The sequence below is a fragment of the Pseudomonas frederiksbergensis genome (assembly GCF_003732275.1).
Lineage (GTDB): Bacteria > Pseudomonadota > Gammaproteobacteria > Pseudomonadales > Pseudomonadaceae > Aquipseudomonas > Aquipseudomonas frederiksbergensis_H.
The window spans coordinates 168361-191450 of record NZ_MOBM01000006.1 but is presented as its reverse complement, the minus strand read 5'-3'; the positions used below and the strand labels follow the sequence as shown (position 1 = coordinate 191450).

At 59.3% G+C, this 23090-nt stretch carries 24 protein-coding genes; 15 read left to right on the top strand and 9 right to left on the bottom strand.

Features of this window, described 5'->3' with window-relative positions; genetic code table 11:
• The first annotated feature begins 9 nt into the window (after positions 1–9).
• From uvrD to BK662_RS04760, 3 genes are all read left to right on the top strand, one after another.
• Positions 10–2193, top strand: a complete 2184-nt coding sequence (uvrD, locus tag BK662_RS04770; protein WP_123357124.1) for a DNA helicase II — start codon at positions 10–12, stop codon at positions 2191–2193.
• Between the two features lie 313 nt (positions 2194–2506).
• On the top strand, positions 2507–3379 hold the full coding sequence (locus BK662_RS04765; protein WP_123357123.1) for a Tim44 domain-containing protein: 873 nt from the start codon (positions 2507–2509) through the stop codon (positions 3377–3379).
• A gap of 136 nt (positions 3380–3515) precedes the next feature.
• Complete coding sequence (locus BK662_RS04760) at positions 3516–3923, top strand: SMI1/KNR4 family protein (protein WP_008007803.1); 408 nt, start codon at positions 3516–3518, stop codon at positions 3921–3923.
• Positions 3924–3945: 22 nt separating this feature from the next.
• On the opposite strand, the gene BK662_RS04755 is transcribed toward BK662_RS04760, so the two are convergent.
• Positions 3946–5709 (bottom strand): cation:proton antiporter, encoded by a 1764-nt coding sequence (locus BK662_RS04755; RefSeq protein WP_123357122.1) that lies wholly within the window; start codon positions 5707–5709, stop codon positions 3946–3948.
• Between the two features lie 197 nt (positions 5710–5906).
• On the opposite strand from BK662_RS04755, the gene BK662_RS04750 reads away from it, so the two are divergent.
• Positions 5907–6389, top strand: a complete 483-nt coding sequence (locus tag BK662_RS04750) for an acyl-CoA thioesterase (RefSeq protein ID WP_007896533.1) — start codon at positions 5907–5909, stop codon at positions 6387–6389.
• Between the two features lie 144 nt (positions 6390–6533).
• Here BK662_RS04750 and pdxY read toward each other — a convergent pair whose 3' ends face one another.
• The gene (pdxY, locus tag BK662_RS04740; protein WP_123357120.1) at positions 6534–7406 is read right to left on the bottom strand and encodes a pyridoxal kinase PdxY; all 873 of its coding nucleotides are present in this window, start codon (positions 7404–7406) and stop codon (positions 6534–6536) included.
• A gap of 120 nt (positions 7407–7526) precedes the next feature.
• On the opposite strand from pdxY, the gene BK662_RS04735 reads away from it, so the two are divergent.
• Positions 7527–7940, top strand: a complete 414-nt coding sequence (locus tag BK662_RS04735) for a DUF3301 domain-containing protein (RefSeq protein ID WP_123357119.1) — start codon at positions 7527–7529, stop codon at positions 7938–7940.
• An 87-nt stretch (positions 7941–8027) separates the two neighbouring features.
• Here the strand turns inward: BK662_RS04735 and BK662_RS04730 are convergent, their stop codons facing one another.
• Positions 8028–8993, bottom strand: coding sequence for a CobW family GTP-binding protein (locus BK662_RS04730; RefSeq protein ID WP_123357118.1), 966 nt, complete (start codon positions 8991–8993; stop codon positions 8028–8030).
• A 27-nt stretch (positions 8994–9020) separates the two neighbouring features.
• Here BK662_RS04730 and BK662_RS04725 point away from each other — a divergent pair, with 27 nt between their 5' ends.
• Positions 9021–9377, top strand: coding sequence for a hypothetical protein (locus BK662_RS04725; RefSeq protein ID WP_008073576.1), 357 nt, complete (start codon positions 9021–9023; stop codon positions 9375–9377).
• A 4-nt stretch (positions 9378–9381) separates the two neighbouring features.
• On the opposite strand, the gene BK662_RS04720 is transcribed toward BK662_RS04725, so the two are convergent.
• The 3 genes from BK662_RS04720 to dksA are packed head-to-tail and all read right to left on the bottom strand — an operon-like array spanning position 9382 to position 11673.
• On the bottom strand, positions 9382–10032 hold the full coding sequence (locus BK662_RS04720) for a DUF1826 domain-containing protein (RefSeq protein WP_123357117.1): 651 nt from the start codon (positions 10030–10032) through the stop codon (positions 9382–9384).
• Positions 10032–11240, bottom strand: a complete 1209-nt coding sequence (gene zigA / locus BK662_RS04715) for a zinc metallochaperone GTPase ZigA (protein WP_123357116.1) — start codon at positions 11238–11240, stop codon at positions 10032–10034. Before zigA ends, BK662_RS04720 begins: the two co-directional genes overlap by 1 nt.
• Before the next feature lie 28 nt (positions 11241–11268).
• Complete coding sequence (dksA, locus tag BK662_RS04710) at positions 11269–11673, bottom strand: RNA polymerase-binding protein DksA (protein ID WP_123357115.1); 405 nt, start codon at positions 11671–11673, stop codon at positions 11269–11271.
• Between the two features lie 127 nt (positions 11674–11800).
• On the opposite strand from dksA, the gene BK662_RS04705 reads away from it, so the two are divergent.
• The gene (locus BK662_RS04705) at positions 11801–12178 is read left to right on the top strand and encodes a glutamine synthetase (RefSeq protein ID WP_123357114.1); all 378 of its coding nucleotides are present in this window, start codon (positions 11801–11803) and stop codon (positions 12176–12178) included.
• Here BK662_RS04705 and BK662_RS04700 read toward each other — a convergent pair.
• Positions 12175–13383, bottom strand: coding sequence for an N-acetylmuramoyl-L-alanine amidase (locus BK662_RS04700; protein ID WP_123357113.1), 1209 nt, complete (start codon positions 13381–13383; stop codon positions 12175–12177). The genes BK662_RS04705 and BK662_RS04700 overlap by 4 nt on opposite strands.
• 85 nt (positions 13384–13468) lie before the next feature.
• Between BK662_RS04700 and folE2 the strand changes: the two genes are divergently transcribed.
• Genes folE2 through BK662_RS04665 form a run of 7 tightly spaced genes read left to right on the top strand, consistent with a single transcriptional unit; the run spans position 13469 to position 19617 of the window.
• The gene (folE2, locus tag BK662_RS04695; RefSeq protein ID WP_123357112.1) at positions 13469–14365 is read left to right on the top strand and encodes a GTP cyclohydrolase FolE2; all 897 of its coding nucleotides are present in this window, start codon (positions 13469–13471) and stop codon (positions 14363–14365) included.
• Positions 14362–15030, top strand: coding sequence for a metal ABC transporter ATP-binding protein (locus tag BK662_RS04690; protein ID WP_123357111.1), 669 nt, complete (start codon positions 14362–14364; stop codon positions 15028–15030). The genes folE2 and BK662_RS04690 overlap by 4 nt, the downstream gene beginning before the upstream one ends.
• Positions 15030–15896, top strand: coding sequence for a metal ABC transporter permease (locus BK662_RS04685; RefSeq protein ID WP_123357110.1), 867 nt, complete (start codon positions 15030–15032; stop codon positions 15894–15896). The genes BK662_RS04690 and BK662_RS04685 overlap by 1 nt, the downstream gene beginning before the upstream one ends.
• An 11-nt stretch (positions 15897–15907) precedes the next feature.
• A complete protein-coding gene (locus tag BK662_RS04680) occupies positions 15908–16783 on the top strand; it encodes a metal ABC transporter substrate-binding protein (RefSeq protein WP_123357109.1) in 876 nt (291 codons plus the stop codon).
• Positions 16780–17340, top strand: coding sequence for a gamma carbonic anhydrase family protein (locus tag BK662_RS04675; protein WP_123357108.1), 561 nt, complete (start codon positions 16780–16782; stop codon positions 17338–17340). The genes BK662_RS04680 and BK662_RS04675 overlap by 4 nt, the downstream gene beginning before the upstream one ends.
• Before the next feature lie 2 nt (positions 17341–17342).
• A complete protein-coding gene (locus BK662_RS04670; RefSeq protein WP_123357107.1) occupies positions 17343–18680 on the top strand; it encodes a dihydroorotase in 1338 nt (445 codons plus the stop codon).
• Positions 18681–18714: 34 nt separating this feature from the next.
• Positions 18715–19617 (top strand): His/Gly/Thr/Pro-type tRNA ligase C-terminal domain-containing protein, encoded by a 903-nt coding sequence (locus BK662_RS04665; protein WP_123357106.1) that lies wholly within the window; start codon positions 18715–18717, stop codon positions 19615–19617.
• A gap of 77 nt (positions 19618–19694) precedes the next feature.
• Here the strand turns inward: BK662_RS04665 and BK662_RS04660 are convergent, their stop codons facing one another.
• Positions 19695–20216, bottom strand: coding sequence for a DUF3617 domain-containing protein (locus tag BK662_RS04660; RefSeq protein ID WP_123357105.1), 522 nt, complete (start codon positions 20214–20216; stop codon positions 19695–19697).
• Positions 20217–20347: 131 nt separating this feature from the next.
• Between BK662_RS04660 and cls the strand changes: the two genes are divergently transcribed.
• Positions 20348–21787: a cardiolipin synthase gene (gene cls / locus BK662_RS04650; RefSeq protein WP_123357104.1), complete on the top strand. Its 1440-nt coding sequence runs from the start codon at positions 20348–20350 to the stop codon at positions 21785–21787.
• On the opposite strand, the gene cfaB is transcribed toward cls, so the two are convergent.
• Complete coding sequence (gene cfaB, locus BK662_RS04645) at positions 21784–22971, bottom strand: C17 cyclopropane fatty acid synthase CfaB (RefSeq protein WP_123357103.1); 1188 nt, start codon at positions 22969–22971, stop codon at positions 21784–21786. The genes cls and cfaB overlap by 4 nt on opposite strands.
• Positions 22972–23090: the final 119 nt, after the last annotated feature.

Below are 23090 nucleotides of genomic sequence, written 5' to 3'. Positions count from 1 at the left end.
AATGCCCCGATGCGCGATGATCTCTCCCTTCTGCTGAACTCCCTCAACGATGCCCAACGTCAGGCCGTAGCTGCCTCCGTGGGTCGTCAGTTGGTCCTGGCCGGTGCTGGCTCCGGTAAAACCCGAGTGCTGGTGCATCGTATCGCCTGGTTGATCCAGGTCGAAAACGCCTCGCCCCACTCCATTCTGTCGGTGACCTTCACCAACAAGGCCGCTGCCGAGATGCGTCATCGCATCGAGCAGCTGATGGGTATCAACCCGGCCGGCATGTGGGTCGGCACCTTCCACGGTCTGGCGCACCGCTTGCTGCGGGCGCACTGGCAGGAAGCCGGCCTGAGCCAGACCTTCCAGATTCTCGACAGTGACGACCAGCAACGGTTGGTCAAGCGGGTAATCCGCGAGCTGGGCCTGGACGAGCAACGCTGGCCGGTCCGACAGGCCCAGTGGTTCATCAACGGGCAGAAAGACGAAGGTCTGCGTCCGCAACATATTCAAGCCAGCGGCGATCTGTTCCTGGCGACCATGCGCAGCATTTATGAAGCCTATGAGGCTGCTTGCCTGCGCGCTGGCGTGATCGACTTCTCCGAACTGCTGCTGCGAGCCCTCGACCTGTGGCGCGATCACCCGGGTCTGCTCGCCCATTATCAGAAGCGCTTCCGGCACATTCTGGTGGACGAATTCCAGGACACCAACGCCGTGCAGTACGCCTGGTTGCGTCTGCTGGCCAAGGGTGGCGACAGCCTGATGGTGGTCGGCGACGACGATCAGTCGATCTATGGCTGGCGCGGCGCGAAAATCGAGAACATTTATCAGTATTCCGACGACTTCCCGGATGCCCAGATTATTCGTCTGGAGCAAAACTACCGCTCCACAGCCGGAATTCTCAAAGCCGCCAACGCCCTGATCGCCAACAATACCGGGCGCATGGGCAAAGAGTTATGGACCGATGGCGGCGAAGGCGAAGCGATCAATCTGTACGCCGCCTTCAACGAGCACGACGAAGCACGCTACGTGGTTGAAACCATTGAAAGTGCGCTGAAAACCGGCTTGGCTCGTAGCGATATCGCGATTTTGTACCGCTCCAACGCCCAATCGCGCGTTTTGGAAGAAGCCTTGCTGCGCGAACGCATTCCGTACCGCATTTATGGCGGTCAGCGCTTCTTCGAACGGGCAGAAATCAAGAACGCCATGGCGTATATGCGTTTGCTGGAAGGCCGTGGCAACGATGCGGCCCTGGAGCGGGTGATCAACGTTCCGGCCCGTGGCATTGGCGAAAAAACCGTGGAAGCCATCCGCGATCATGCACGCCACAGCCATGTGTCAATGTGGGAAGCCATGCGTCAGCTGGTGGCCAACAAAGGCCTGACCGGTCGCGCTGCCGGTGCTCTTGGGGCATTTATGGAGCTGATCGAGAACCTCGCCGCCAAATGCCTGGAAATGCCGTTGCATCTGATGACCCAAACCGTCATCGAGCAGTCGGGGTTGATCGCCTACCACCAGGCGGAAAAAGGCGAGAAAGGCCAGGCCCGGGTGGAAAACCTTGAGGAACTGGTCAGCGCCGCGCGTAACTTCGAAAATCCGGAAGAGGATGAAGAGCAGTCGCCATTGGCGGCGTTCCTCGGTCACGCCTCGTTGGAGGCCGGAGATACCCAGGCCGACGAGCACGAAGACAGCATTCAACTGATGACCCTGCACAGCGCCAAAGGGCTGGAATTCCCTTACGTGTTCCTGGTGGGCATGGAAGAAGGCCTGTTTCCGCACAAGATGAGCCTGGAAGAACCCGGCCGTCTTGAAGAAGAACGCCGTCTGGCCTATGTCGGGATCACCCGGGCGATGCAGAATCTGGTGCTGACCTATGCTGAAACCCGACGCCTGTACGGCAGTGAGACCTACAACAAGGTGTCGCGTTTCGTACGTGAAGTGCCGAAAGGCCTGATCCAGGAAGTGCGGCTGTCCAACAGCGTCAGCCGTCCGTTCGGCGGTGGTCAGCAGCAGAGCTCCAGCAGCCTGTTCGGCGGCAGTGAGATCCCGGACACGGGGTTCAGCCTCGGCCAGACTGTGCGGCATTCGGTGTTCGGCGATGGCGTGATCCTGAATTTCGAAGGCGCCGGCGCTCAGGCGCGAGTGCAGGTGAACTTCAGCGAAGGCAGCAAGTGGCTGATGCTGGGTTACGCCAAGCTGGAAGCCGTTTAAAGGCGACCGTCAGGGCGCATTTCTGTGGGAGCGAGCCTGCTCGCGATGAACGATGACGCGGTGTTTCTGCTATTCCGCGGTGCGACTATCGCGAGCAGGCTCGCTCCCACAGTTTGATCGCGTAGTGACGCTGGTCATCTTTCCTACAGAACTCATCCACTCGTCCTACAGACCAAAGTTAACAGGTCTTATTGCGCTGACTGAAGCTGAACACAACCTGTCAGGCAAAAGCCCGAAACACTCTGCCGCTAGCCAGTAACACTTCAGCTGTGCAACATGGCGCGCGTGCCATCCACAAATGGGAATTCCCTTTATGAAACGTTTTCTTAGCATCGCCATGGCGTTGTGCATCGGCCTGACGATGAGCCTGGACGCCAACGCCAAGCGCTTTGGTGGCGGCAAGAGCTCCGGCGCTGCGCCGACTCACCAGACCAGCCAAATGGCTCCTTCTTCTGCTGCAGGCGGCGCTGCTGCCACTGCGGGCGCAGCCGGTGCCGCTGGCGCTGCCGCCAAAGCCGGCGGCGCTTCGCGCTGGCTCGGCCCTCTGGCCGGTATCGCGGCCGGTGGCCTGCTGGCCTCCATGTTCATGGGCGGCGGCTTCCAGGGCATGCAGATCTTCGACATCCTGATCATGGCGGTCATTGCCTTCCTGGTCTTCCGCTTCATCGCCGCTCGTCGTCGCAAGCAGCAGGAGCACATGGCTCCAGCCGGCGCGCCGATGCAGCGTGAAGTGTTCGAACAGAAACCAACAGCCATGGGTTCGATCTTCGGCGGCTCGGCTGCACCTGCCGCCGCTCGTCCGGTGATCAACGCGCCAGCCTGGTTCAATGAAAACAACTTCATTGAAGCGGCCCGCAACCACTTCCAGTCCCTGCAGCAACACTGGGATGCCAACGAAATGGACAAGATCGCCGAGTTCGTGACGCCGCAACTGCTGGAGTTCCTCAAGCGCGAACGTGCCGACCTGGGCGACGGCTTCCAGTCGACCTACATCGATAACCTCCAGGTACAACTGGATGGCGTTGATGACCGTGCGGACAAGACTATTGCCACCCTGACCTTCAGCGGCGTGTCGAAGTCCTCGCGCTTCGACCAGGGCGAAGTGTTCAGCGAAAGCTGGAACATGGAACGTCCACAGGGCGAAAACCAGCCTTGGCTGGTGGCCGGTATCCGCCAGAACGGCTGATCACTTCCCGCGTTTCACCTGTTGTAATAAAACCCCGGCTTCGGCCGGGGTTTTCTATTTCGCGGTTGCATCTATAGCGAGCTACTGTATAAACCGCCCCAACTAAACCGCGCCATCAAGCAAGAGGATCCCGGACGTGGAAGAAATCATCGAACAACTGCGTGAAGCCAACGAACCGGTACCGGTCCCCTTGGAATTGCCTGACGAAGATCAGATTGTGGAAATCGAAGAGCAACTGTTCATCGACATCCCGTTCGTCTTCAGAGAATTTTTGCTGACCGTCAGCGACGTGGTCTACGGCAGCCTGGAGCCGGTGACCGTCACCGATCCGCAGTCCCACACCTACCTGCCAGACGTTGCCGCCAACGCCTGGGACGCTGGCGTCGATCGCAGCATGATTCCGATCTGCCAGGACGGTGACAATTACTACCTGGTCGAAGAAGACGGCACCGTGGTGCTGTGGTTGGCCGAAGAAGAGCTGATCGCCGAAGAAACCTGGGAATCGGTATGGCACTGGGCGCGGGACGTCTGGCTGGAAAGCTGATCCGCCCTGATGCATTGCGTGGTCAATGCCCAGACGATTCCTTGTGATTGTCCAGCGTTTCCAGCAAGGCCACCTGCATCCGCGTATGCACGCGAATGAACCAGCGCCAGAGCAGCGCCGCCACCGCGGCCGCGACTATGACGATCAGCACCAGCAACTTGTTGGTCGGCAGAATACTGGCCGACAAGACTGCCAGCAGCAGGAAAATCACCAACAGCGAGAGTATCGGGATCACTTCGGCGATCACCCGGCGCACTCGCTGTGTGTGGCGGCCGGCCATTTCCGGCTTCACGCCCATCTCTGCCAGCAACATCGACAGCGCCTTGAGCTTGCGATAAGCGGCGATCAGGAACGGCAGTGACAACAGCAACGCCCCGCCCCAGATCAACGCTTTCTGCCAGCTCGGATCGCTGATCCAGTCCTGTAGGTAAACGGACATACGCTCGGCGAAGAACGCGCCCGAGAGAAAGATCGCAATCACCAACGCCAGATTGACCCCTACCTGCAACAGAATCCGCCGAATCATCGACGCCAACAGTGCGCCCTCACCCTGAGGCTGAATGCTGCGCAGCCATTCGCCATACATCCCCAGCACACGGCTCAGACGCTGCGGCATCACCGCAGCAAGCTTGATCGACAGCGGATCGGCCGCGCGAATCAGATACGGCGTCAACAGCGTGGTGATCACCGAGACGGCCACCGCCACCGGGTAGAGAAAGTTGCTGGTGACCTGCAGCGTCATGCCCAACGCCGCGATGATGAAAGAGAATTCGCCAATCTGTGAGAGCCCCATCCCCACGCGCAGTGAGGTGCGTCCGTCATTGCCGGCGATAAAGGCACCGAGGCCGCAGGACAACATCTTTCCCAGCACCACAGCCACGGTGATCACCGCGATCGGCCAGGCGTATTGCAGCAGGATCATCGGGTCGAGCATCAGGCCGATGGCGACGAAGAAAATCGCACTGAACAAGTCGCGAACCGGCTCGATCAACTGCTCGATCTTCAGCAATTGCCGCGATTCAGCCATGATCGCGCCAATCAGGAACGCACCGAGGACCATGCTGTATTCAAGTTTGACCACCAGCAGGCAGAAGCCGAAACACAGGCCCAGCACGGTGATCAGCAACATCTCGTTGCTGTCGAATTTCGCCACGTAGGCCAACAGTCGGGGCACCAGCAGAATGCCTATAACCAGTGCGACAATCATGAACAGTGAAAGCTTGCCGACCGTGGAAAACACTTCGCCGGAGCTGACGGTGCCGCTGACCGCGATGCTCGACAGCAACGCGATGATGCCGATGCCGAGGATGTCTTCGACGATCAGTACGCCGAAGATCAGTTGGGCAAAACGCTCGTTCTTCATCTTCAGGTCGTTGAGTGCCTTGACGATGATAGTGGTCGAGGAAATTGCCAGGATCGCGCCGAGGAACAGCGAGTCCATGGTATTCCAGTCGAACCAGCGGCCGATTTCGTAGCCGATCCAGATCATCAGGACGATTTCCAGGAAGGCCGCTATAAACGCCGTGGCGCCAACCTTGAACAGCTTGCGCAGGCTGAACTCCAGCCCCAGGCAGAACATCAGGAAAATCACCCCGAGTTCGGCGAGGGTTTTGATGGTTGCTTCATCGTGGATCAGGCTGAACGGCGGCGTGTGCGGGCCGATGATGAAGCCGGCGACGATGTAGCCAAGTACCACCGGCTGTTTGAAACGATGAAAGAGCACGGTCACCACACCCGCGATCAACATGATCACTGCCAGATCCTGAATGAAGCTGATGGCATGCATGGCGTGTGGCTCCTTGGGGTGGGCTTTTGAAGGGTAACATCGCAACTTCCGACGGGAAGACGGTGCAATATATGGAAACAGATAGATCCGGGCGTGACGGCGGCCCCCCGCCCGGCGTCCCGATAACTGTTGGTTTGAAAAACCAAGCACCCGCAGAGGTGTAACCCCGAATCCTGCCTTGAACCCGTGAGTACGTTATGGAACCCGGAAACGCCCAGCTGTCGATGACGGTATTGATGACCCCCGACATGGCCAATTTCTCTGGCAATGTTCACGGCGGCACCCTGCTCAAATACCTCGATGAAGTGGCCTACGCCTGCGCCAGCCGCTATGCCGGCCGCTATGTGGTGACCCTGTCGGTGGATCAGGTGATTTTCCGCGAGCCGATTCACGTCGGCGAACTGGTGACTTTTCTGGCCTCGGTCAACTACACCGGCAACACCTCGATGGAGGTGGGCATCAAGGTCGTGACCGAGAACATCCGCGAGCGCTCGGTGCGCCACACCAACAGCTGCTTCTTCACCATGGTCGCGGTGGATGACCAGCGCAAACCGGCCGCCGTCCCGCCGCTGCAACCGCAGAACAGTGAAGACAAGCGTCGGTACATGCAGGCCCAGCAGCGTCGGCAGATTCGTCAGGAACTGGAAAAGCGTTATCAGGACATCAAGGGCGATGCCTGAATTCAGTCAGTTTGACGGTGTTCATTAGATCGTCTTCGCAAGCAAGCCCGCTCCCACAATGGATCTTCAGTGCATACAGATTTCGTGTACGACAGAGAACCAGTGTGGGAGCGGGCTTGCTCGCGAATGGGGTCGACGCGAAGGTCAGAGGCTGATCGCTGTCGCCTCGAACCGCACCCGAGGATGGGCAATCCGGTCCTGCGCCCGCACCAGTTCCAGCTCATAGCTGGCGCAAGCCTGGGTTTCCAGCAGCACTTCATGCACCGCCGCCGCGGTGAATTCGAAGGCGCTCACCAGATTGTCACCCAGCAGCACGCGCGTCAGGAACAGCCCGGCAGTCAGGTCACCAACGCCGACCGGCTGACGCGGAAACGCCAGCAGCGGCCGACGCAGGTGCCAGCTGCCTTCGGCGGTCACCAGCAACATCTCGAAGCCATCCGCCAGTTTGCCGGGATAGTCCAGATGCTTGACCAGCACCGCCTTTGGACCACGCGCCAGCAGCGCGCGCGCCATGGCCAGGCAATCGAACAAAGACTGCGCCTTGCGCCCCGAGAAGCTGTTCAGCTCCAACTGGTTCGGGCACATGAAGTCAGCCACCGCTGCCGCCTCCTCCAGCAGAAAATCGCTGACCTCGGCTGGAACGGTGCAGCCCTTCTCCGGATGGCCCATCACCGGGTCGCAGAGGTATAGCGCTTTGGGATTGATCGATTTGATTCGTTCCACGCCCGCGAGAACCGCCCGGCCCTGGGCCGCGCTACCGAGGTAGCCAGACAACACAGCATCGCAATTGCCCAGCTCGCCAATCGCGGCGATGCCTTCCACCAATTCCGGAATCTGATGTGGGGCCAACACTTCTCCGGCCCACTGGCCATATTGCGTGTGGTTGGAGAACTGCACGGTATTGAGCGGCCAGACGTTCACCCCGATCCGCTGCATCGGGAAAACCGCGGCGCTGTTGCCTGCGTGGCCGAACACCACGTGGGACTGGATGGCGAGCACATGGGGCGTACGTTTCATGCGGTGAGTTTTCCGTCAAACGATTGAAATTCGAGCCGCGCAGTATGCGACTAAACGCAGCCTGTACGACAGACCGGCGACGCAGTTAAGCTGGCACTATCTTGTTGGAGCACCCTGTTGATGCTGACCCTCGGAAATATCTTCGTGCTGATGCTGCTCGCCACCGGTGGCGCGTGGCTGTGGCACAACCACGGCTTGCGCGAACGTGCGCTGGAGCGGGTCATGCAACATTGCGCCAAGCTGCGGATCGAACTGCTGGACGGCAACGTAGCCTTGAAGAAGATCGCTTTCATTAAAGACGCCAACGGCCGTCGGCGCCTGGCCCGTGTGTATAACTTCGAATTCACTGTGACCGGCGAAACCCGCCACACCGGCACCATCACCCAGTTCGGAGCCCACAGCGCACAGATCGAGCTCGCGCCCTACCCGATGCCGTTCGACGATACACCGCCGGTGGTCGATGTCACGAAGCCCAGAGCTGAGGTGATTGAACTGAGCCAGTGGCGGCAAGAACACACGAAGTGGCGTCCATAAATCAAAAGATCGCAGCCTTCGGCAGCTCCTACATTTAGTTTTGCGTACACCCTGTAGGAGCTGCCGAAGGCTGCGATCTTTTGATCTTCAACCCGACCGGCAGTCGGCCAGATCTCTTTGCAGCGACTCAACCGCCTGCGCCTCACTGAAAATCAACTCCATGCGCGAATCCCGACGCCATTCGCTGGGCTGCCATTCCAGTAACGAGTTATCCACCGCATTCGCCGACACCCAACCCTCGACACTGTGGATAACCAACTTCGCCCGCCGCCATTCAAGACGCTCAAGCCACTCCCCGATTAACACGGCATCGAATATCTGACTCGGATGCCACCGCCATCCAACACTCCAGCCACCCTCTTGCGCCTGACTCAAGCAAGTCGGCAGCGTAGGGTCAGTCCAGATGGCCGGCATCTGTGCCAATCCCTTGGGCACGACAAAGTTATCCATACCCACAACAGCCTGAGACCCGAGCCCCGGTAACTCACTCAACGGCAAGACGGCTTGCTGCGTCCAGTACAAAGGACGCATCGGCAACTGTGCGGAGATTCGCTGGCGATCACTGTCGTCGAGGCCTTCTGCCTTGTTCAGCAACAGCAACCCGGCACTATCCAAGGCTTGCTGTTGCGCCTCTGGCAGCGGTTTTCCGGCCGCGAGCGCCTGGGCATCCAGCACCAGCACGCACGGCTGCACCGCCAGGACGCCTTGCCACGGTGCCTCAGTCAATTGCCTGAGCAACTGCGCCGGATGTCCCAGCCCGGAGGGTTCGATGAACAGTCGATCCGGTCGTGCCTTGCGCAGCAACCGCCCGAGGCCGATCTGAAACGGTGCACCATTGACGCAACACAAACAGCCCCCGGCCACTTCCCCCAGTGCGATACCATCGGCGTCCTGGGTCAACAGCGCGGCATCCAGACCGATCTGGCCGAACTCGTTGATCAGCACCGCCCAGCGCTCACCGGCCGGCCGTTGCGCCAGCAGGTGCTTGATCAGGCTGGTCTTGCCGGCACCCAGCGGGCCGGCAATGACGTGGGTGGGAATGTTCTGCAACATGGTCGAGGTTTTCTGAGGAGGTAAAGAATGCGGTTGATGGGATGGTCGTTGCTTCTGGCGCTCACATCGGGCGAAGCGCTGGCCCAGGCCTGCGTGGTGCACAGTACGGCTGAGCGGCTCGACGTGAAGGTTTGCCAACAAAACCGCAATATCCCGGAAAAACTGTTCGCCGACGGATTCTGCCAGCCGAATCTGCCCGGGCAGAAAGTCGAGGTGCAATACGTCGACCAATGCCCCACCGGCGCGTTCGGGGTGTGCAGCAACGCTCAAGTCGCCAATATGCCTTACCGGCAGGATATTCACTATTACGGCGTGGCCACCGATGCGGCGTATTTGAAGCCGTTTTGCGAAGCCCAGAGCCAGGGAACCTGGCTCAAACCTTGAGCGCTTAGCTCAGCCAGTCGAGGGTCAGAATCAAACGACGCTCGTCCGGCGCCGGCTGCGGCGAGCGGTGGATCAAACCGAAGCCTTCGTTGCCGTGCCACTTCTCCCCTTTAAGCAGCGCCACTTCGCCGCTGGCGATCTGCTGTATCAGCGAATTGTCCTGCGGTTCGGCCTCAGGTTTGCCTAATTGCCGGCGATCAATCGCCCCTTCTTGCAGCCATTGGCTGCCAATACCTGCGTAGGTGGTGATCAACCGCACCGACACATGATCGACGTGGAAACGCGGGCACATGGCTGTGTCCAGAACCCGCAGGCGCAGGCCGATACGCTGGGCGCCCAACAGGCAGGCGAAGGCGCTGACCAGCCAGGAAACATCGGCGATAAAGCCTTCGTAGCCTTCAAGGTCGCTGAAACCTGAAGCTAAACCGTGGAGATTGGGTTCGGCGTCCTCACTAGGCATTTCCAGGCACAGCGACTCAGCCAGTGGCTCGTTCAGGGACAACAACAAACCACCGAAATCGGCAATGTGCGCCGGGAGTTGGCGCTGCCAGAGGGCCAGGTTCACGCCGTCGTCCAGAATCCCGGTCAGCGCTTTTGGCGTATCACCTTGAACCTGGCGAATGACTGGTCGCAGCTTCAGACTGGGCGCCAACATCAAGCAGCCGCCTCTTCGTGCCAAGGACCAAACGGATCAGGCAGTAACTGCCAGCCCTCGACACCCAAGGCCATCTCAGCATCCGTCAGCAGGCAGTTATCGAGTTCGACGGTGAGTTGCGCGAAATCGATGTTCTGGCCGATAAACACTAGCTCCTGACGGCAATCACCGGTGGCCGCCGTCCAGTTTTCCATGATCCCGGCGGTGCTTTCTTCGTCTTGTGGCCACTGGTTTTTCGGCACGAAACGCCACCAGCGTCCGGCAAAACCGTGACGCATCAAGCCGCCGGCCTGGGACCAGCTACCAGCATCCCTGTGTTTGCTGGCCAACCAGAAAAAACCTTTGGAACGCAGCAATTTGCCGTTCACCCACGGACGGTCGATGAAGCTGAAGAAGCGCTGCGGATGAAAGGGTCTCCGCGCCCGATAAGCGGTGGAGGCGATACCGTATTCCTCGGTTTCCGGCACGTGTTCACCGCGCAACTCCTGCAACCACCCCGGTGCCTGAGCGGCCTTTTCGAAGTCGAAGCGCCCGGTGTTGAGGATTTTCTTGAGCGGCACTTCGCCCATGACCATCGGAATGATTTCCGCCTGGGAATTGAGCCGTTCGAGGATCGCAATCAACTCCTGGCGCTCGCTACTGCTGATCAAATCGATTTTGCTGATCAGAATCACGTCGGCGAATTCGATCTGCTCGATCAACAGGTCGGTGATTGAGCGTTCGTCCTCCTCTCCCAGGGTTTCGCCACGGGAAGCGAGGCTTTCGGCGGCCTGATAGTCGAGCAGGAAGTTCATGCCGTCGACCACGGTAACCATGGTGTCGAGCCGCGCGATGTCCGCCAGGCTCTGCCCTTCTTCATCGCGAAACGTGAAGGTTTCCGCCACGGGTAGCGGCTCGGAAATCCCCGTGGACTCGATCAACAGGTAATCGAAACGACCCTCCTTGGCGAGTTTGCTGACTTCTTCGAGCAAATCTTCACGCAAGGTGCAGCAAATGCAGCCGTTACTCATTTCCACGAGTTTTTCTTCGGCACGGTTCAGGCTGACATCGCGTTGGACTTCGCTGCCATCAATGTTGATCTCACTCATGTCATTGACGATCACCGCCACCCGCAAATTTTCGCGATTACGTAGTACGTAATTAAGAAGTGTACTTTTTCCGGCGCCGAGAAAGCCCGACAGGACGGTCACGGGGAGACGATTGGGCATCAGGTATTCCTCATCAGGATGTGGCCGGTCAAATCGCCCGTTGATGGCGTTCGCGCAGCTCTTCACGTTCTTTGGCTTCAATACACAGAGTGGCGGTGGGCCGCAGCAGCAGGCGCTTGAGGCCGATCGGCTCACCGGTTTCGCGACACCAGCCGTACTCGCCGCGAGCCAGGTGTTCGAGGGCTTCGTCGATCTTGTCCAGGAGCTTCTTTTCCCGCTCCAGCAGGCGCAGCTGCCACTGGCGCTGTTCTTCGGCGCTGCCGATATCGGCGGGATCGCTGTGGGGTTCCTGCTCGCGTAACACGTCGAACTCGCCGGCAATGCGCTCCTGCAGTTCGCTGCGCTGAGCCCGCAACAAGTCGCGAAAGAAGCCTTGCTGGGCGTCGTTCATATAATCGGCGGCGGGTTGAGCGAGGAGTTCTTGTTCAGTCATGGCGGCGGATCATCAGAGCGGGTGTATTTTTATGTTATAGTATAACAATACAAATAAGCCACTCCCCTCTTGCTCGCCACGACAAAGGGCACGATGCTTGAGCCCGTCCGCCCCCTTGAGAAATGCCATGGGAAACGCCCTGAGATTCTCGCTATTGAGCCTTTCGTTGCTGATCGCGGTCGATGCCTGGGGACAAGTCCCGAGCCTGACCAACTGCACTCGCAGCGCCAATCTACTGGCCTGCATGGATGCCGACGGCAATGCCTACAGCGTTAACACCGTCGGTAACACGATCTACCTGCGCGGCTTCGAAGTGGCCGGCAAACGCCAATGGGCGCAAACCAATAGCCGCTACGGGCAATTGACGTTCTTTACGGGCATCGCATCCGATGGCGAAGCCTGGGTCGGCTACAACCGCCGGGTTGGCTGGACAACCATCAATCGGTTTTCCAGCTCCGGCGGCAGCAGCGGCAAGTTCACGTGTAGCCGGATGACCGGCTGCTAGGCCTGCGCCTTTTTCTGTTCCTGCTGCCAGGCGATGTAGCTGTTCATCGGTGGGTTCTTCTGAAAATAGCGCTGCAATCCTTCGAACAAACCATCCGCCACGGCCTGCTGATGGCGGGTGGTCACCAGTCGCTGGCTGTCGCGGGCGTTCGAGATGAAGCCGGTTTCCACCAGAATCGAAGGCACATCCGGCGACTTCAACACGGCGAATCCTGCTTGTTCCACGCGCTTCTGATGCAGCGTGGTAATGCCCGCGAGGCTGCCGAGCACCGTACTGCCCAACTGCAAACTGGCAGCGATGGTGGCGTTCATCGACATTTCGAGAATCACCCCGGCGAGCATCGGATCCTTGTCCTTGAGATTGAGCAGGCTGGTGGCGCCCAACAGGTCTGCACCGTTCTCCCGTTGTGCCATGAAGCGCGCCGTGGCCGAGGTCGCGCCGCCTTCGGACAGGCAGTACACCGACGCGCCTGAAGCGGTAAGACGCGGCGCCGCGTCCGCATGGACCGAGATGAACATGTCGGCCTTGTGCTTGCGGGCGATCTCCACGCGCTTGCGCAGCGGGACGAAGAAATCGTCGTTGCGCACCAGTTTCACGTCGAAACCCTTCTCCCGCTTCAGTCGCTTGGCCAGTAATTGGGCGATCGATAGCACCACGTCTTTTTCCCGCTCACCTTTGGCGCCGACCGCGCCTGGGTCTTTGCCGCCGTGACCAGGGTCGACCACCACGATGATGTCGCGCTTGGGGAGGGCCCTGTCGGTGACGGGTTCAGGTTCTTCCGACGGCACCGCCGCGATCTGTAGCGGTGCAGTGGTCTTCAGATCGAGCACCAATCGGTGCCCCTGCCCGTCCTGGGGCGGCAGCAGGAAGCTGTTGAGCTGCACCGGGCCGCTGAGGTCGAGGACGATCCGCGTATCGCCCTGACCGAAATGTCCGGAGCGGATTGCGCGAATCACCGTGTTGCTGAGTGCCAACTGACTGAAGTCGCCACTGAGATTGGCGCCACTCAGGTCGATGATCAGCCGCTGCGGAGCGCTCAGGGAAAACGTCTTGTATTGCACCGGCCCGCTCAAATCGAACACCAGTCGCAGTTTGTCGTCGGAACGCCACAGTCGTGCATTGCGAATTTGTGTGGCCGACGCACCAAAGGGTAAAGCGAAGGCCGCGCTGGCCAGAATCAGGTTGAGCAAGTGACGTCTGTGCATGTGAAAGCCCGTTCATGAAAAAGGCATCGTCGATTTGATTGTTATAATATAACATGCCAAATCAACTCCCACGATGGACCTGCTCATGAATGCGCTGACTCTGCCGGATATCGCCGCGCAGGCCTCACGCCAAGCCCTGCCACTCGATTGGGTGGGCATGTGCGGCATTGCTCTTCCTGTTTTATTCGATGGCCAGCGACTGGGCGCAAAGGCCGACGCTGGCGTTAGCCTCGACGATGGAGAGGCGCGCGGCATCCATATGTCGCGGCTGTATCTAGCGTTGGAAATGCTTGAGCAGGAAAACCTTTCACCGGCGTTGTTGCGGCGAGTCTTGCAGAATTTTCTCGAAACCCATGAAGGACTTTCCCACAACGCTTACCTAAAAATTCACACCGAACTATTGCTCAAAAGACCCGCGCTCATCAGTCCGCTAGCCGGTTGGAAAACTTATCCGGTGAGCATCGAAGCGAGTTTGAAAAACACGATGTTCCACGTGGAACTAAAAATCGACGTTCCTTATTCCTCAACCTGCCCGTGCTCAGCAGCACTTTCGCGGCAGTTGATTCAGCAACAATTCGTTGATGACTTTGCCAACAAGTCGCTGCAACACGCCGACGTTCTGGCTTGGCTCGGCTCCACGAAAGGCATCGTCGCCACGCCCCATAGCCAACGCAGCAATGCGCAATTGCAGCTGCGTCTGGACGACTATCTGGATGACCTGCCGCTGATCACCGCGATCAACGATGCGGAAGCAGCCCTCGGCACCGCAGTGCAAACCGCCGTGAAACGCGCCGACGAACAAGCCTTCGCTCTGGCCAATGGACAGAACCTGATGTTCTGCGAAGACGCCGCTCGACGCTTGAATCTGGCCCTGAAACGCTCCCCGGGCATCAACGCCTTTCATGTGCGAGTCGTTCACGCCGAAAGTCTTCATGCCCACGATGCCGTTGCCGAAAGCCGCTGGAATTGGGAGGCCGCATGATTCGATGCCAAGCCTTGCGCTGGGGCGCTCCCGGTCACCCGCTCACTCCGTCGGTGGATTTCCAATTACCCAAAGGAAGTCTGACCGCCGTCATCGGTGCCAACGGCTCGGGTAAAAGCAGCCTGCTGAAAGTCATCGCCGGGCTGCAAAAACCACTGACCGGAAAAGTCATCATTGATGTTCCACGCAAAGGCGGCCTTTCGTTCCTGCCTCAGCAACAACATCTGGACCGGCAATTCCCCATCAGTCTGCAAGAGTTGGTGGCCGCCGGTTTCTGGGGCAGCAAACAAGCTCCGGAGATTCGCAGCCAACGCCTCAAGTCTGTGCTGGAAGACTGGTGTCTGACCGGCCTGGAACATCGCCCATTGATGGCCCTCTCTGGAGGCGAATTGCAGCGTGCCCTGCTCGCCCGGTTGAGTCTCGCCGAAGCCCCCTTGTTGTTGCTCGACGAACCCCACGCCGCGCTCGACGAACTCGGCCAGGCGCTGCTCTGGAAACACATCCACGCCTGGCATGCCGAAGGTCGAACCCTGGTCGTGGTGTGTCATGACCTGGCCGCCGTGCGCCAACACATCCCACAAGCCCTACTGATCAAAAGCAGCGGCTGCGTCCTCGGTCCCAGTACCGATTTGATTCGCCAACAACCCCAGACGCAGGTGGCTTGATGATCGCTGCCGCTCAGCTTTGGCAACCGTTCCACGAATTCGTATTCATGCGCCGGGCGTTGCTTGGGGGTCTCGTTCTGGCGTGCAGCACCGCTCCGCTTGGGGTGTTTCTGATCCTGCGGCGCATGAGCCTGATCGGCGACGCGGTGGCTCACGGCATCTTGCCGGGCGCCGCATTGGGCTTCTGGTTCGCCGGGTTGAGTCTGCCCGCGCTGACCATCGGTGGCCTCGGCGCTGGCCTGAGTATGGCCGGACTGGCGGCCTGGATCACCCGTCGCACCGGCCTGCGGGAAGACGCGAGCCTGGCCGCGATCTACCCGATATCGTTGGCCAGCGGCGTGCTGATCCTCGGTATCGCCGGCAAGCGACTGGACCTGTTGCACCTATTGTTTGGCTCGGCGCTCGCGGTCGACGAGCCTACTTTGACCGGCATGATTTGGGTCTCGGGCTTCAGCCTGTTCGCCATGCTCCTCATCTACAAACCCCTGTTACTGGACACCCTCGACCCGCTTTTCCTGCAAACCGTCAGCCGCCTCGGGCCTCTGGCTCATGGGGTATTTCTGACCTTGGTGGTGCTGAACCTGGTGATCGGCTTCCAGGCCATCGGCGCCCTGATGGTGGTCGGTTTGATGATGTTGCCAGCCGCTGCGTCTCGCTTCTGGAGCCGGCGCTTGCCGGTACTGATGGTCATCGCCGCACTACTCGGCTGCCTCTCGGTCTGGCTCGGATTGTTGCTGTCGTTTTACTACTCACTGCCCAGCGGCCCGGCGATCGTGCTGGTGGCTGGCGCTTTGTATTTGCTGTCCGTGGTGTTCGGTCCGGTGCATGGTTTGCTGCGCCGCCCGCCTTTGCTCACATCCCAATGAGGTGTTGCCCGATGCGCGCTTTACTCGTGCTGTTCAGTTTGATGCTGTCGATGTCGTTGTCTGCCGCGGAAAAACTCCAGGTAGTCACCAGCTTCAGCATCCTCGCCGACATGACTCATCAGGTCGGCGGCGACCATATCCAGATCACCAACATGGTCGGACCGGACGCCGATGCCCATACCTACGAACCCACTCCAGACGATGCAAAGGCACTGCTCAAAGCCAAACTGATTATCAAGAACGGGCTAGGTTTCGAGCCATGGCTGGACCGTCTGGTGACCAGCACCGAGACCAAAGCTGCGGTCATCAGTGCCAGCCACGGTGTCATTCCACGCTCGCTGGATGAAGACGGCGAAACCATTCCCGACCCACACGCCTGGCACAACCTGGCGAACACCGAGTTGTACATCAGCAACATCACCAAAGCGCTGATCGCCGCCGACCCTGCCAACAGGACCGACTACGAACACAACAGCCAGGCCTACCTGAAAAAGATCTACGCCCTGCTCGCCAAGGCCAAAGCCAAGCTCGGTTCGCTGCCGCCGGGTAGTCGCAAAATCGTGACCTCCCATGACGCCTTCGGCTATCTCGGTCAGGCTTACGGCATCGACTTCATGGCACCTCAAGGACTGTCCACCGAACGCGAACCGTCGGCCACCGAAGTCGCTGCGCTGATCACGCAGATCCGTCAGGCCAAGGTCAAAGCGGTATTCATGGAAAACATCAAGGACGCACGCCTGCTCAAGCAAATCGCCGATGAAAGCGGCGCGCATATCGGCGGCACGCTGTACTCCGATGCCCTCGCGGCGACCGGCCCGGCCAGCACGTTCGCCGGGTTGTTCGAATACAACCTCAACACCCTGTATGAGGCGTTGAGCAAGCCATGATCCGCAAGAATCCTTCCGGTGATCTGCCGTTGATTGCGGAGTCGGCGTACGTGGATAAAACCGCCATCATCTGCGGCAAAGTGGTGATCGGCGAGAACGTGTTCGTCGGTCCGTACGCGGTGATTCGCGCCGATGAGGTGGATGAATCGGGCGAGATGGAAGCGATCACCATCGGTGCCAATTCGAACATCCAGGATGGCGTGGTGATTCACTCCAAGTCCGGCGCGGCAGTGACCATCGGCAAGTTCAGCTCCATTGCCCACCGCTCCATCGTGCATGGCCCCTGCACTGTCGGTAACCGAGTATTCATCGGATTCAACAGCGTGCTGTTCAACTGCGCGGTGGGCGACGGTTGCGTGGTGCGGCACAACTCGGTGGTCGACGGTCGTGACTTGCCTGAAGACTTCTACGTGCCCTCCACCACGCGCATCGGCCCCAACACTGACCTGTCGCAGTTCGCACCGGTGAGCGTCAGCGCCTCGGAGTTTTCCGAGGACGTGGCGCGCACCAATGTCGATCTGGTGCGGGGCTACAAAGCCTTGCAAAACGAGTTCTGACCATGAGCAGCGTGCTGATTCGCAATGCCCGGCTGGTCAATGAAGGTCGTGAATTCGACGGTGATTTGCTGGTAAGCCACGGTCGCATCGTCAAGATCGCCAGCAGCATCGAAGGTGAAACGGCCACCGTGGAAATCGACGCCAACGGCCAATGGCTGCTGCCGGGCATGATCGATGATCAGGTGCATTTCCGCGATCCCGGAGCTCCAGACAAGGGCAGTTTCCATACCGAATCCAGAGCGGCAGTGGCTGGCGGTATCACCAGTTTCATGGACATGCCCAACACCTCCCCGGCCACCCTGACCCTCGCCGCACTGGCCGACAAGAAGCGTCGAGCGGCGACGAGTTCAGTGGCCAATTACGGTTTTCATTTCGGCGTGAGCAACGACAATCTCGACACGGTTGCCGCGCTCAATCCTTGCGAGGTGGCCGGGGTCAAAGTGTTCATGGGCGCCTCCACCGGCAACATGCTGGTGGACGATCCACGGATACTCGAGCGACTCTTCGCCGAGGTGCCGACCATTTTGTTGGCTCACTGCGAACACACACCCAGCATCGAAGCCAATGCTGCGAATCTGCGAGAGCTGTTCGGCGAGCACCTTCCGTCCGCCGCTCACCCGCTGATCCGCAACGCCGAAGCGTGCTTTCGCTCCTCCTCAATGGCCGTTGATCTGGCCAGGCGACACGGCACCCGACTTCACGTTTTACACTTGAGCACGGCCCGCGAACTGGCGCTGTTCGAAGACCAGCCGCTGACACAGAAACGCATCACCGCCGAAGTCTGCCTGCATCACTTGCTGTTCGATGATCGCGACTACCCGAGCCTTGGTAACCTCATCAAGTGCAACCCGGCGATCAAGACTCAGGCCGACCGCGATGCCTTGCGCAAAGCATTGTTGAGCAATCGACTGGATGTGATCGGCAGTGATCACGCGCCTCATACCTGGGCCGAAAAACAGCGGCCCTACAACCAGGCGCCGTCCGGTTTGCCGTTGGTGCAACACGCCCTGCCCGCGTTGCTGGAGCTGGTGTCCGATGAGATATTGCCGATCACCACCCTCGTGGCCAAGACCAGTCACCGGGTCGCCGATCTGTTTGCCATCCCCGACCGCGGCTACCTGCGCGAAGGCTACTGGGCCGACCTGGTGTTGATCAAACCCGAGCCCGATGGCCTTGCCGTTTCCCGGCAACCGATCCTCTCTCAATGCGGCTGGACGCCCTTCACCCACCATCGCTTTCGCCACAGCGTCAGCACTACGGTCGTGTCGGGGCAAATTGCCTGGCACGACGAACGTCTAAATGACAGCTGCCAGGGTTTAGCCCTACGGTTTATGCGCTAGCGCTCGTTGTCGAAAATATTCGAGAACACCGATCATGATCCATATCACCCTGCCCGATGGTTCATTGCGTGAGTACGATCAGCCGCTGACTGTGTATGAAGTTGCCGCAAGCATCAGTCTCGGGTTGGCTAACGCGGCGGTGGCCGGCCGGGTCGACGGCGTATTGGTGGACTGTGGGTTCCTGATCGAAGGCGATGCCCGGGTCAGTATCGTCACGCCCCAGGAACCCGATGGCCTGGAGATCCTTCGCCGTTCCTGCGCGCTGATGCTGGCCATGTCCGTCAAACAGCTCCATCCGAATGCGCAATTGCGAGCCGGATCGTCGCTGGGTGATGGTTTCTTTTATGAGTTTGCTTTCCAGCGCTCTTTAACTCTGGCCGAACTGCCAGTTATCGAAGCGCGCATGCGTGCACTGGCGGCGACCAATCATTCGATCCGACGGGCAACAGCCCCCCGGGCGACGTCAACCGAACGGTTATCGCTGTATCGCTTGGGGGATTTTGAAAGTTTCGCTGAAGGCCCGCATGTTCCCGCCACCAAGGTATTGCAAGCATTCACTCTGGACCATATCAGCGGCACGTCGCAGCAACGGATCTACGGCACGTGCTGGTCCAGCCAACAGGAGCTGGACACCTGGCGAGCGCCGCCACAGGTGATGGTCGTGAACATCGATGAACGTCAGACCGCTTATGCGCACTCGGTGACCCAGGCCCTGCGCCGCCGCGAACTGCGGGCCAACTCGGATCTGCGTAACGAGAAAATCAGCCACAAGATTCGCCAGCACAGCCAGAAAGTGCCGTATCTGTTGGTAGTGGGAGAGAAGGAAAAGGAAGGCGGATTTGTCAGTATGCGCAGCGGCAGCGGAGAGGACTTCGGGGAGAAAGGGATTGAGGCGGTGTGTGAATTGTTGGGTCCACCCAAGACTGGAGGCGTCTGAGCGAATGCCTTCGCGAGCAGGCTCGCTCCCACAGGGATCGCGTATGACCTTGTGGGAGCGAGCCTGCTCGCGATGCTTTAGGCCCTAGGCTTCACTGTGCCGCAATCCTGTCCCAGCCACACAGCGCGAGTATCGAGGCTACCCTTCTGCTGAATGCCGGTGGCGTTGAAAGTGCCGTTGACCTTGGTGGTGAACTCACGATCGCTGAGGAATGTGGCGACACCGGCACCTTGCGCTTTCGGACAGCTGAAACGGAATTTCCACTGGTTGCCGGTACGTTCGGTGATTTGCTGCTTGCAGCCCGATTGTGGGTCCGTCAGCGGAATGTTGTCTGTCTTCACCTGCTCAGGCGTCAGGCAAGCCCGAATCCCTTTGCCGCCCATGGTAATGCCCTGCTTCTCCAGCTGAGCGCGCTGTTCAGGGGTCATCTGACTCTGTATCTGGCCGAGAATCAGTTGAAGATCGGGCAGGTTCTGGTCATCGACCTTCATGTTGCTTGAAGTCATTTCCCACAAACCCGGTTGCAACATCTGCGCCTGAGCAGCCACAGGAAGTGCCAAACCAAACGCAATGGCCAAACCCAGCAGACGAACGTTCATCGAGTAACTCCTGATCATTAGTGGCCGTTAGACGTCAGCCACGGGCTTCGGTTCATGGGCCAATTAAATAGCGACATTCTGCCCGGAACATGGTCTGTTAAGCATTGAATCTTCAGGAGCAAGGCTGCCCCATGGATTATTTTGGACCGCATGTTTTCGGTTATCTGATCGCTCTGCTGCACACGCTGGGCTCGATTGCCGCCATCCATGCCGTATTGACCGTTCGGACCGCTCAAGGCTCGATCGCCTGGGCTCTGTCACTGCTGTTCATTCCCTACCTCACGCTTATCCCCTATCTGGTGTTCGGCCGCAGCACCTTCGATGGCTATATCAAGGCCCGACGGCAAGCCAACGAGGAAATGCGCAAGGCAATCTCCGAGCTGAACTGGCGTCCCTGGGTAGAAGAGGCACTGGCTGCTCGTGCGTCCAGTGCCTACGCGTCCTTGAGGGCCATGCCGAAACTGGGACGCATGCCGTGTCTGGCGAATAACGACGTGCGCTTGCTGATCGACGGCCAACCCACCTTCGATGCGATTTTCGACGCCATCAGCAACGCCCGGCAAGCGGTGTTGATCCAGTTCTTCATCATCCATGATGACCGCCTCGGCCAACGCCTGCACACCTTGCTGACCAAGAAAGCTGCGGAGGGCGTGGCGATTTACTTACTCTACGACCGCATTGGCAGCCACACCCTGCCCCATGGTTATGTGCAACCGTTGCGCGATGCCGGTATCGAGGTCAAAGCCTTCGCCACCCGCAGCGGCTGGCTCAACCGCTTTCAGGTCAATTTCCGCAACCATCGCAAGATCGTAGTGGTCGACGGGATTGTCGGTTTTGTCGGCGGGCTCAACGTCGGCGACGAATACATGGGCGAGAAGCCGCCCCTGGCGCCATGGCGTGACACCCACGTGCAAGTGCGCGGGCCGGTGGTGGCCTGCATGCAAGAGTCCTTTGCCGAAGACTGGTTCTGGGCGGCCCGTTCGCTACCGCCGCTGATCCTGCCGGAGGTTTATCCGGACGACGGCGTGCTCTGCCAATTGCTGGCCAGCGGCCCGGCAGATTCCTACGAAACCTGCTCACTATTCTTCGTCGAAGCCATCCATGCGGCGACGGAACGGGTGTGGATCACCAGCCCTTACTTCATTCCCGACGAAGCGGTATTCGCCGCGTTGCGACTGGCCGTGTTGCGCGGTGTGGATGTACGGATATTGTTGCCGTCGCGGCCGGATCACCGGATCGTCTACGCCGCTTCCAGCCTTTACGCCTTCGAAGCGGTACGTGCTGGCGTGCGCTTGTTCCGTTACCAGCCGGGGTTCATGCATCAGAAAGTGGTGCTGATCGACAGCGAAATCAGCGCCGTTGGCAGCGCCAATATGGACAACCGTTCGTTCCGGCTGAATTTCGAAGTGATGTTGCTGACGGTCGACAGTGCGTTTGCTGCCGAAGTGGAACAGATGCTCAACGATGACTTCGCCCAGGCTCACGAGATCGCCAAAGAAGAAGGCCGGGAGACCCACCGCCTGCAACAGATCGGCATGCGGATCGCCCGGCTTATTTCACCGATTCTTTAAGGGTTGTAAATGTCATCGCGGGTCCATGGCAGTTCATGGCTGCCATCGGGATGGGCTTTCACCGCGAGGATTTGGTGCAGGTTGATCCAGCCTCTGGCGAAGGCATAGGCACACCCTGCCAGGTACAACCGCCAGATCCGTAAAGCCTGTTCTGGCACCAGTTTGCCGGCGGCTTCCAGATTGTCTTCCAGGCGTTCGCTCCAGTGGTCCAGGGTTCGCGCGTAATGCAGGCGCAGGCTCTCGACATCGACAATCTCCAGCCCCGCTTCGCTGATCTCGGCCGAGATCATCGACAGATGCGGCAGCTCGCCGTTGGGGAACACGTACTTCTCAATGAATTCACCGGCGCCGCGCCCAACCGGACGACCATCGGTGTGCTTGGCGGTGATCCCATGGTTCATCACCAGGCCGCCCTCTTTCACCGCGCCGAACAAGGTTTTGCAGTATTCGGCCAGATTGGCGTGGCCGACGTGTTCGAACATGCCGACGCTGACCACCTTGTCGAAACGCCCGTCCTGAGGCAAATCGCGGTAGTCGAGCAGTTGCAGTTCGATCTGATCCTCCAGGCCTTCGGCTTTTACCCGTTCGCGGGCCAGGTCCAATTGCTCTTTACTGAGCGTGATCCCGAACACCTTCGCGCCGAACTCCCGAGCCGCATACCGCGCCAACCCGCCCCAGCCACAACCGACATCCAGCAGATATTCGCCTGGTTGCAACCGCAGCTTGCGGCACAGGTGGCGAAACTTGGCCTGTTGGGCTTGCTCTAGTGTTTCACTGCCGGTCTCGAAATAGGCGCAGGAATACGCCATGTCGCTGTCGAGCCACAGTTGGTAAAACGCGTTGGAGAGGTCGTAGTGGTAGGAGATGGCTTTGGCATCGGTCTCTTTGTCATGCACCGTGCGCACCGGTTGTGCATCTTCGTCTTCGTTGATCAGCGCCTGACTCCATTCATCGCAGACACGAATCACTTCGCTTATGGAGCCTTCCAGCTCTAGCTTGCCTTCGACGAACGCCGCCCCCAACGCGTCGAGGCTGGGATGGGTGAACTGGGTAACCATGTGGGGGTCCTTGACCACAATGGTGACGCTAGGCGTCGGCCCCAGATTGAACTCATGGCCGTCCCAGAGTCGCAAGCGAAGCGGTAATTGCAGATTCTGTAAGGCCGGTGGAAGTTGCGCGAGCATGAAAAGTCCCCCTTGTTTCAGACGTCAAATCTGAGGGTAGACCATCCTTGAAAAATAGCAGGCTATCGAATTAATAGCCTTTTTCTATTCCCGGTGTTGCCTGCAACACTGAAACCATC

Coding starts and splice junctions, on each gene's coding strand:
- uvrD (WP_123357124.1), top strand. CDS start 10: ATGCGCGATGATCTCTCCCTTCTGCTGAACTCCCTCAACGATGCCCAA.
- BK662_RS04765 (WP_123357123.1), top strand. CDS start 2,507: ATGAAACGTTTTCTTAGCATCGCCATGGCGTTGTGCATCGGCCTGACG.
- BK662_RS04755 (WP_123357122.1), bottom strand. CDS start 5,709: ATGCATGCCATCAGCTTCATTCAGGATCTGGCAGTGATCATGTTGATC.
- BK662_RS04750 (WP_007896533.1), top strand. CDS start 5,907: ATGGAACCCGGAAACGCCCAGCTGTCGATGACGGTATTGATGACCCCC.
- pdxY (WP_123357120.1), bottom strand. CDS start 7,406: ATGAAACGTACGCCCCATGTGCTCGCCATCCAGTCCCACGTGGTGTTC.
- BK662_RS04735 (WP_123357119.1), top strand. CDS start 7,527: ATGCTGACCCTCGGAAATATCTTCGTGCTGATGCTGCTCGCCACCGGT.
- BK662_RS04730 (WP_123357118.1), bottom strand. CDS start 8,993: ATGTTGCAGAACATTCCCACCCACGTCATTGCCGGCCCGCTGGGTGCC.
- BK662_RS04725 (WP_008073576.1), top strand. CDS start 9,021: ATGCGGTTGATGGGATGGTCGTTGCTTCTGGCGCTCACATCGGGCGAA.
- BK662_RS04720 (WP_123357117.1), bottom strand. CDS start 10,032: ATGTTGGCGCCCAGTCTGAAGCTGCGACCAGTCATTCGCCAGGTTCAA.
- zigA (WP_123357116.1), bottom strand. CDS start 11,240: ATGCCCAATCGTCTCCCCGTGACCGTCCTGTCGGGCTTTCTCGGCGCC.
- dksA (WP_123357115.1), bottom strand. CDS start 11,673: ATGACTGAACAAGAACTCCTCGCTCAACCCGCCGCCGATTATATGAAC.
- BK662_RS04705 (WP_123357114.1), top strand. CDS start 11,801: ATGGGAAACGCCCTGAGATTCTCGCTATTGAGCCTTTCGTTGCTGATC.
- BK662_RS04700 (WP_123357113.1), bottom strand. CDS start 13,383: ATGCACAGACGTCACTTGCTCAACCTGATTCTGGCCAGCGCGGCCTTC.
- folE2 (WP_123357112.1), top strand. CDS start 13,469: ATGAATGCGCTGACTCTGCCGGATATCGCCGCGCAGGCCTCACGCCAA.
- BK662_RS04690 (WP_123357111.1), top strand. CDS start 14,362: ATGATTCGATGCCAAGCCTTGCGCTGGGGCGCTCCCGGTCACCCGCTC.
- BK662_RS04685 (WP_123357110.1), top strand. CDS start 15,030: ATGATCGCTGCCGCTCAGCTTTGGCAACCGTTCCACGAATTCGTATTC.
- BK662_RS04680 (WP_123357109.1), top strand. CDS start 15,908: ATGCGCGCTTTACTCGTGCTGTTCAGTTTGATGCTGTCGATGTCGTTG.
- BK662_RS04675 (WP_123357108.1), top strand. CDS start 16,780: ATGATCCGCAAGAATCCTTCCGGTGATCTGCCGTTGATTGCGGAGTCG.
- BK662_RS04670 (WP_123357107.1), top strand. CDS start 17,343: ATGAGCAGCGTGCTGATTCGCAATGCCCGGCTGGTCAATGAAGGTCGT.
- BK662_RS04665 (WP_123357106.1), top strand. CDS start 18,715: ATGATCCATATCACCCTGCCCGATGGTTCATTGCGTGAGTACGATCAG.
- BK662_RS04660 (WP_123357105.1), bottom strand. CDS start 20,216: ATGAACGTTCGTCTGCTGGGTTTGGCCATTGCGTTTGGTTTGGCACTT.
- cls (WP_123357104.1), top strand. CDS start 20,348: ATGGATTATTTTGGACCGCATGTTTTCGGTTATCTGATCGCTCTGCTG.
- cfaB (WP_123357103.1), bottom strand. CDS start 22,971: ATGCTCGCGCAACTTCCACCGGCCTTACAGAATCTGCAATTACCGCTT.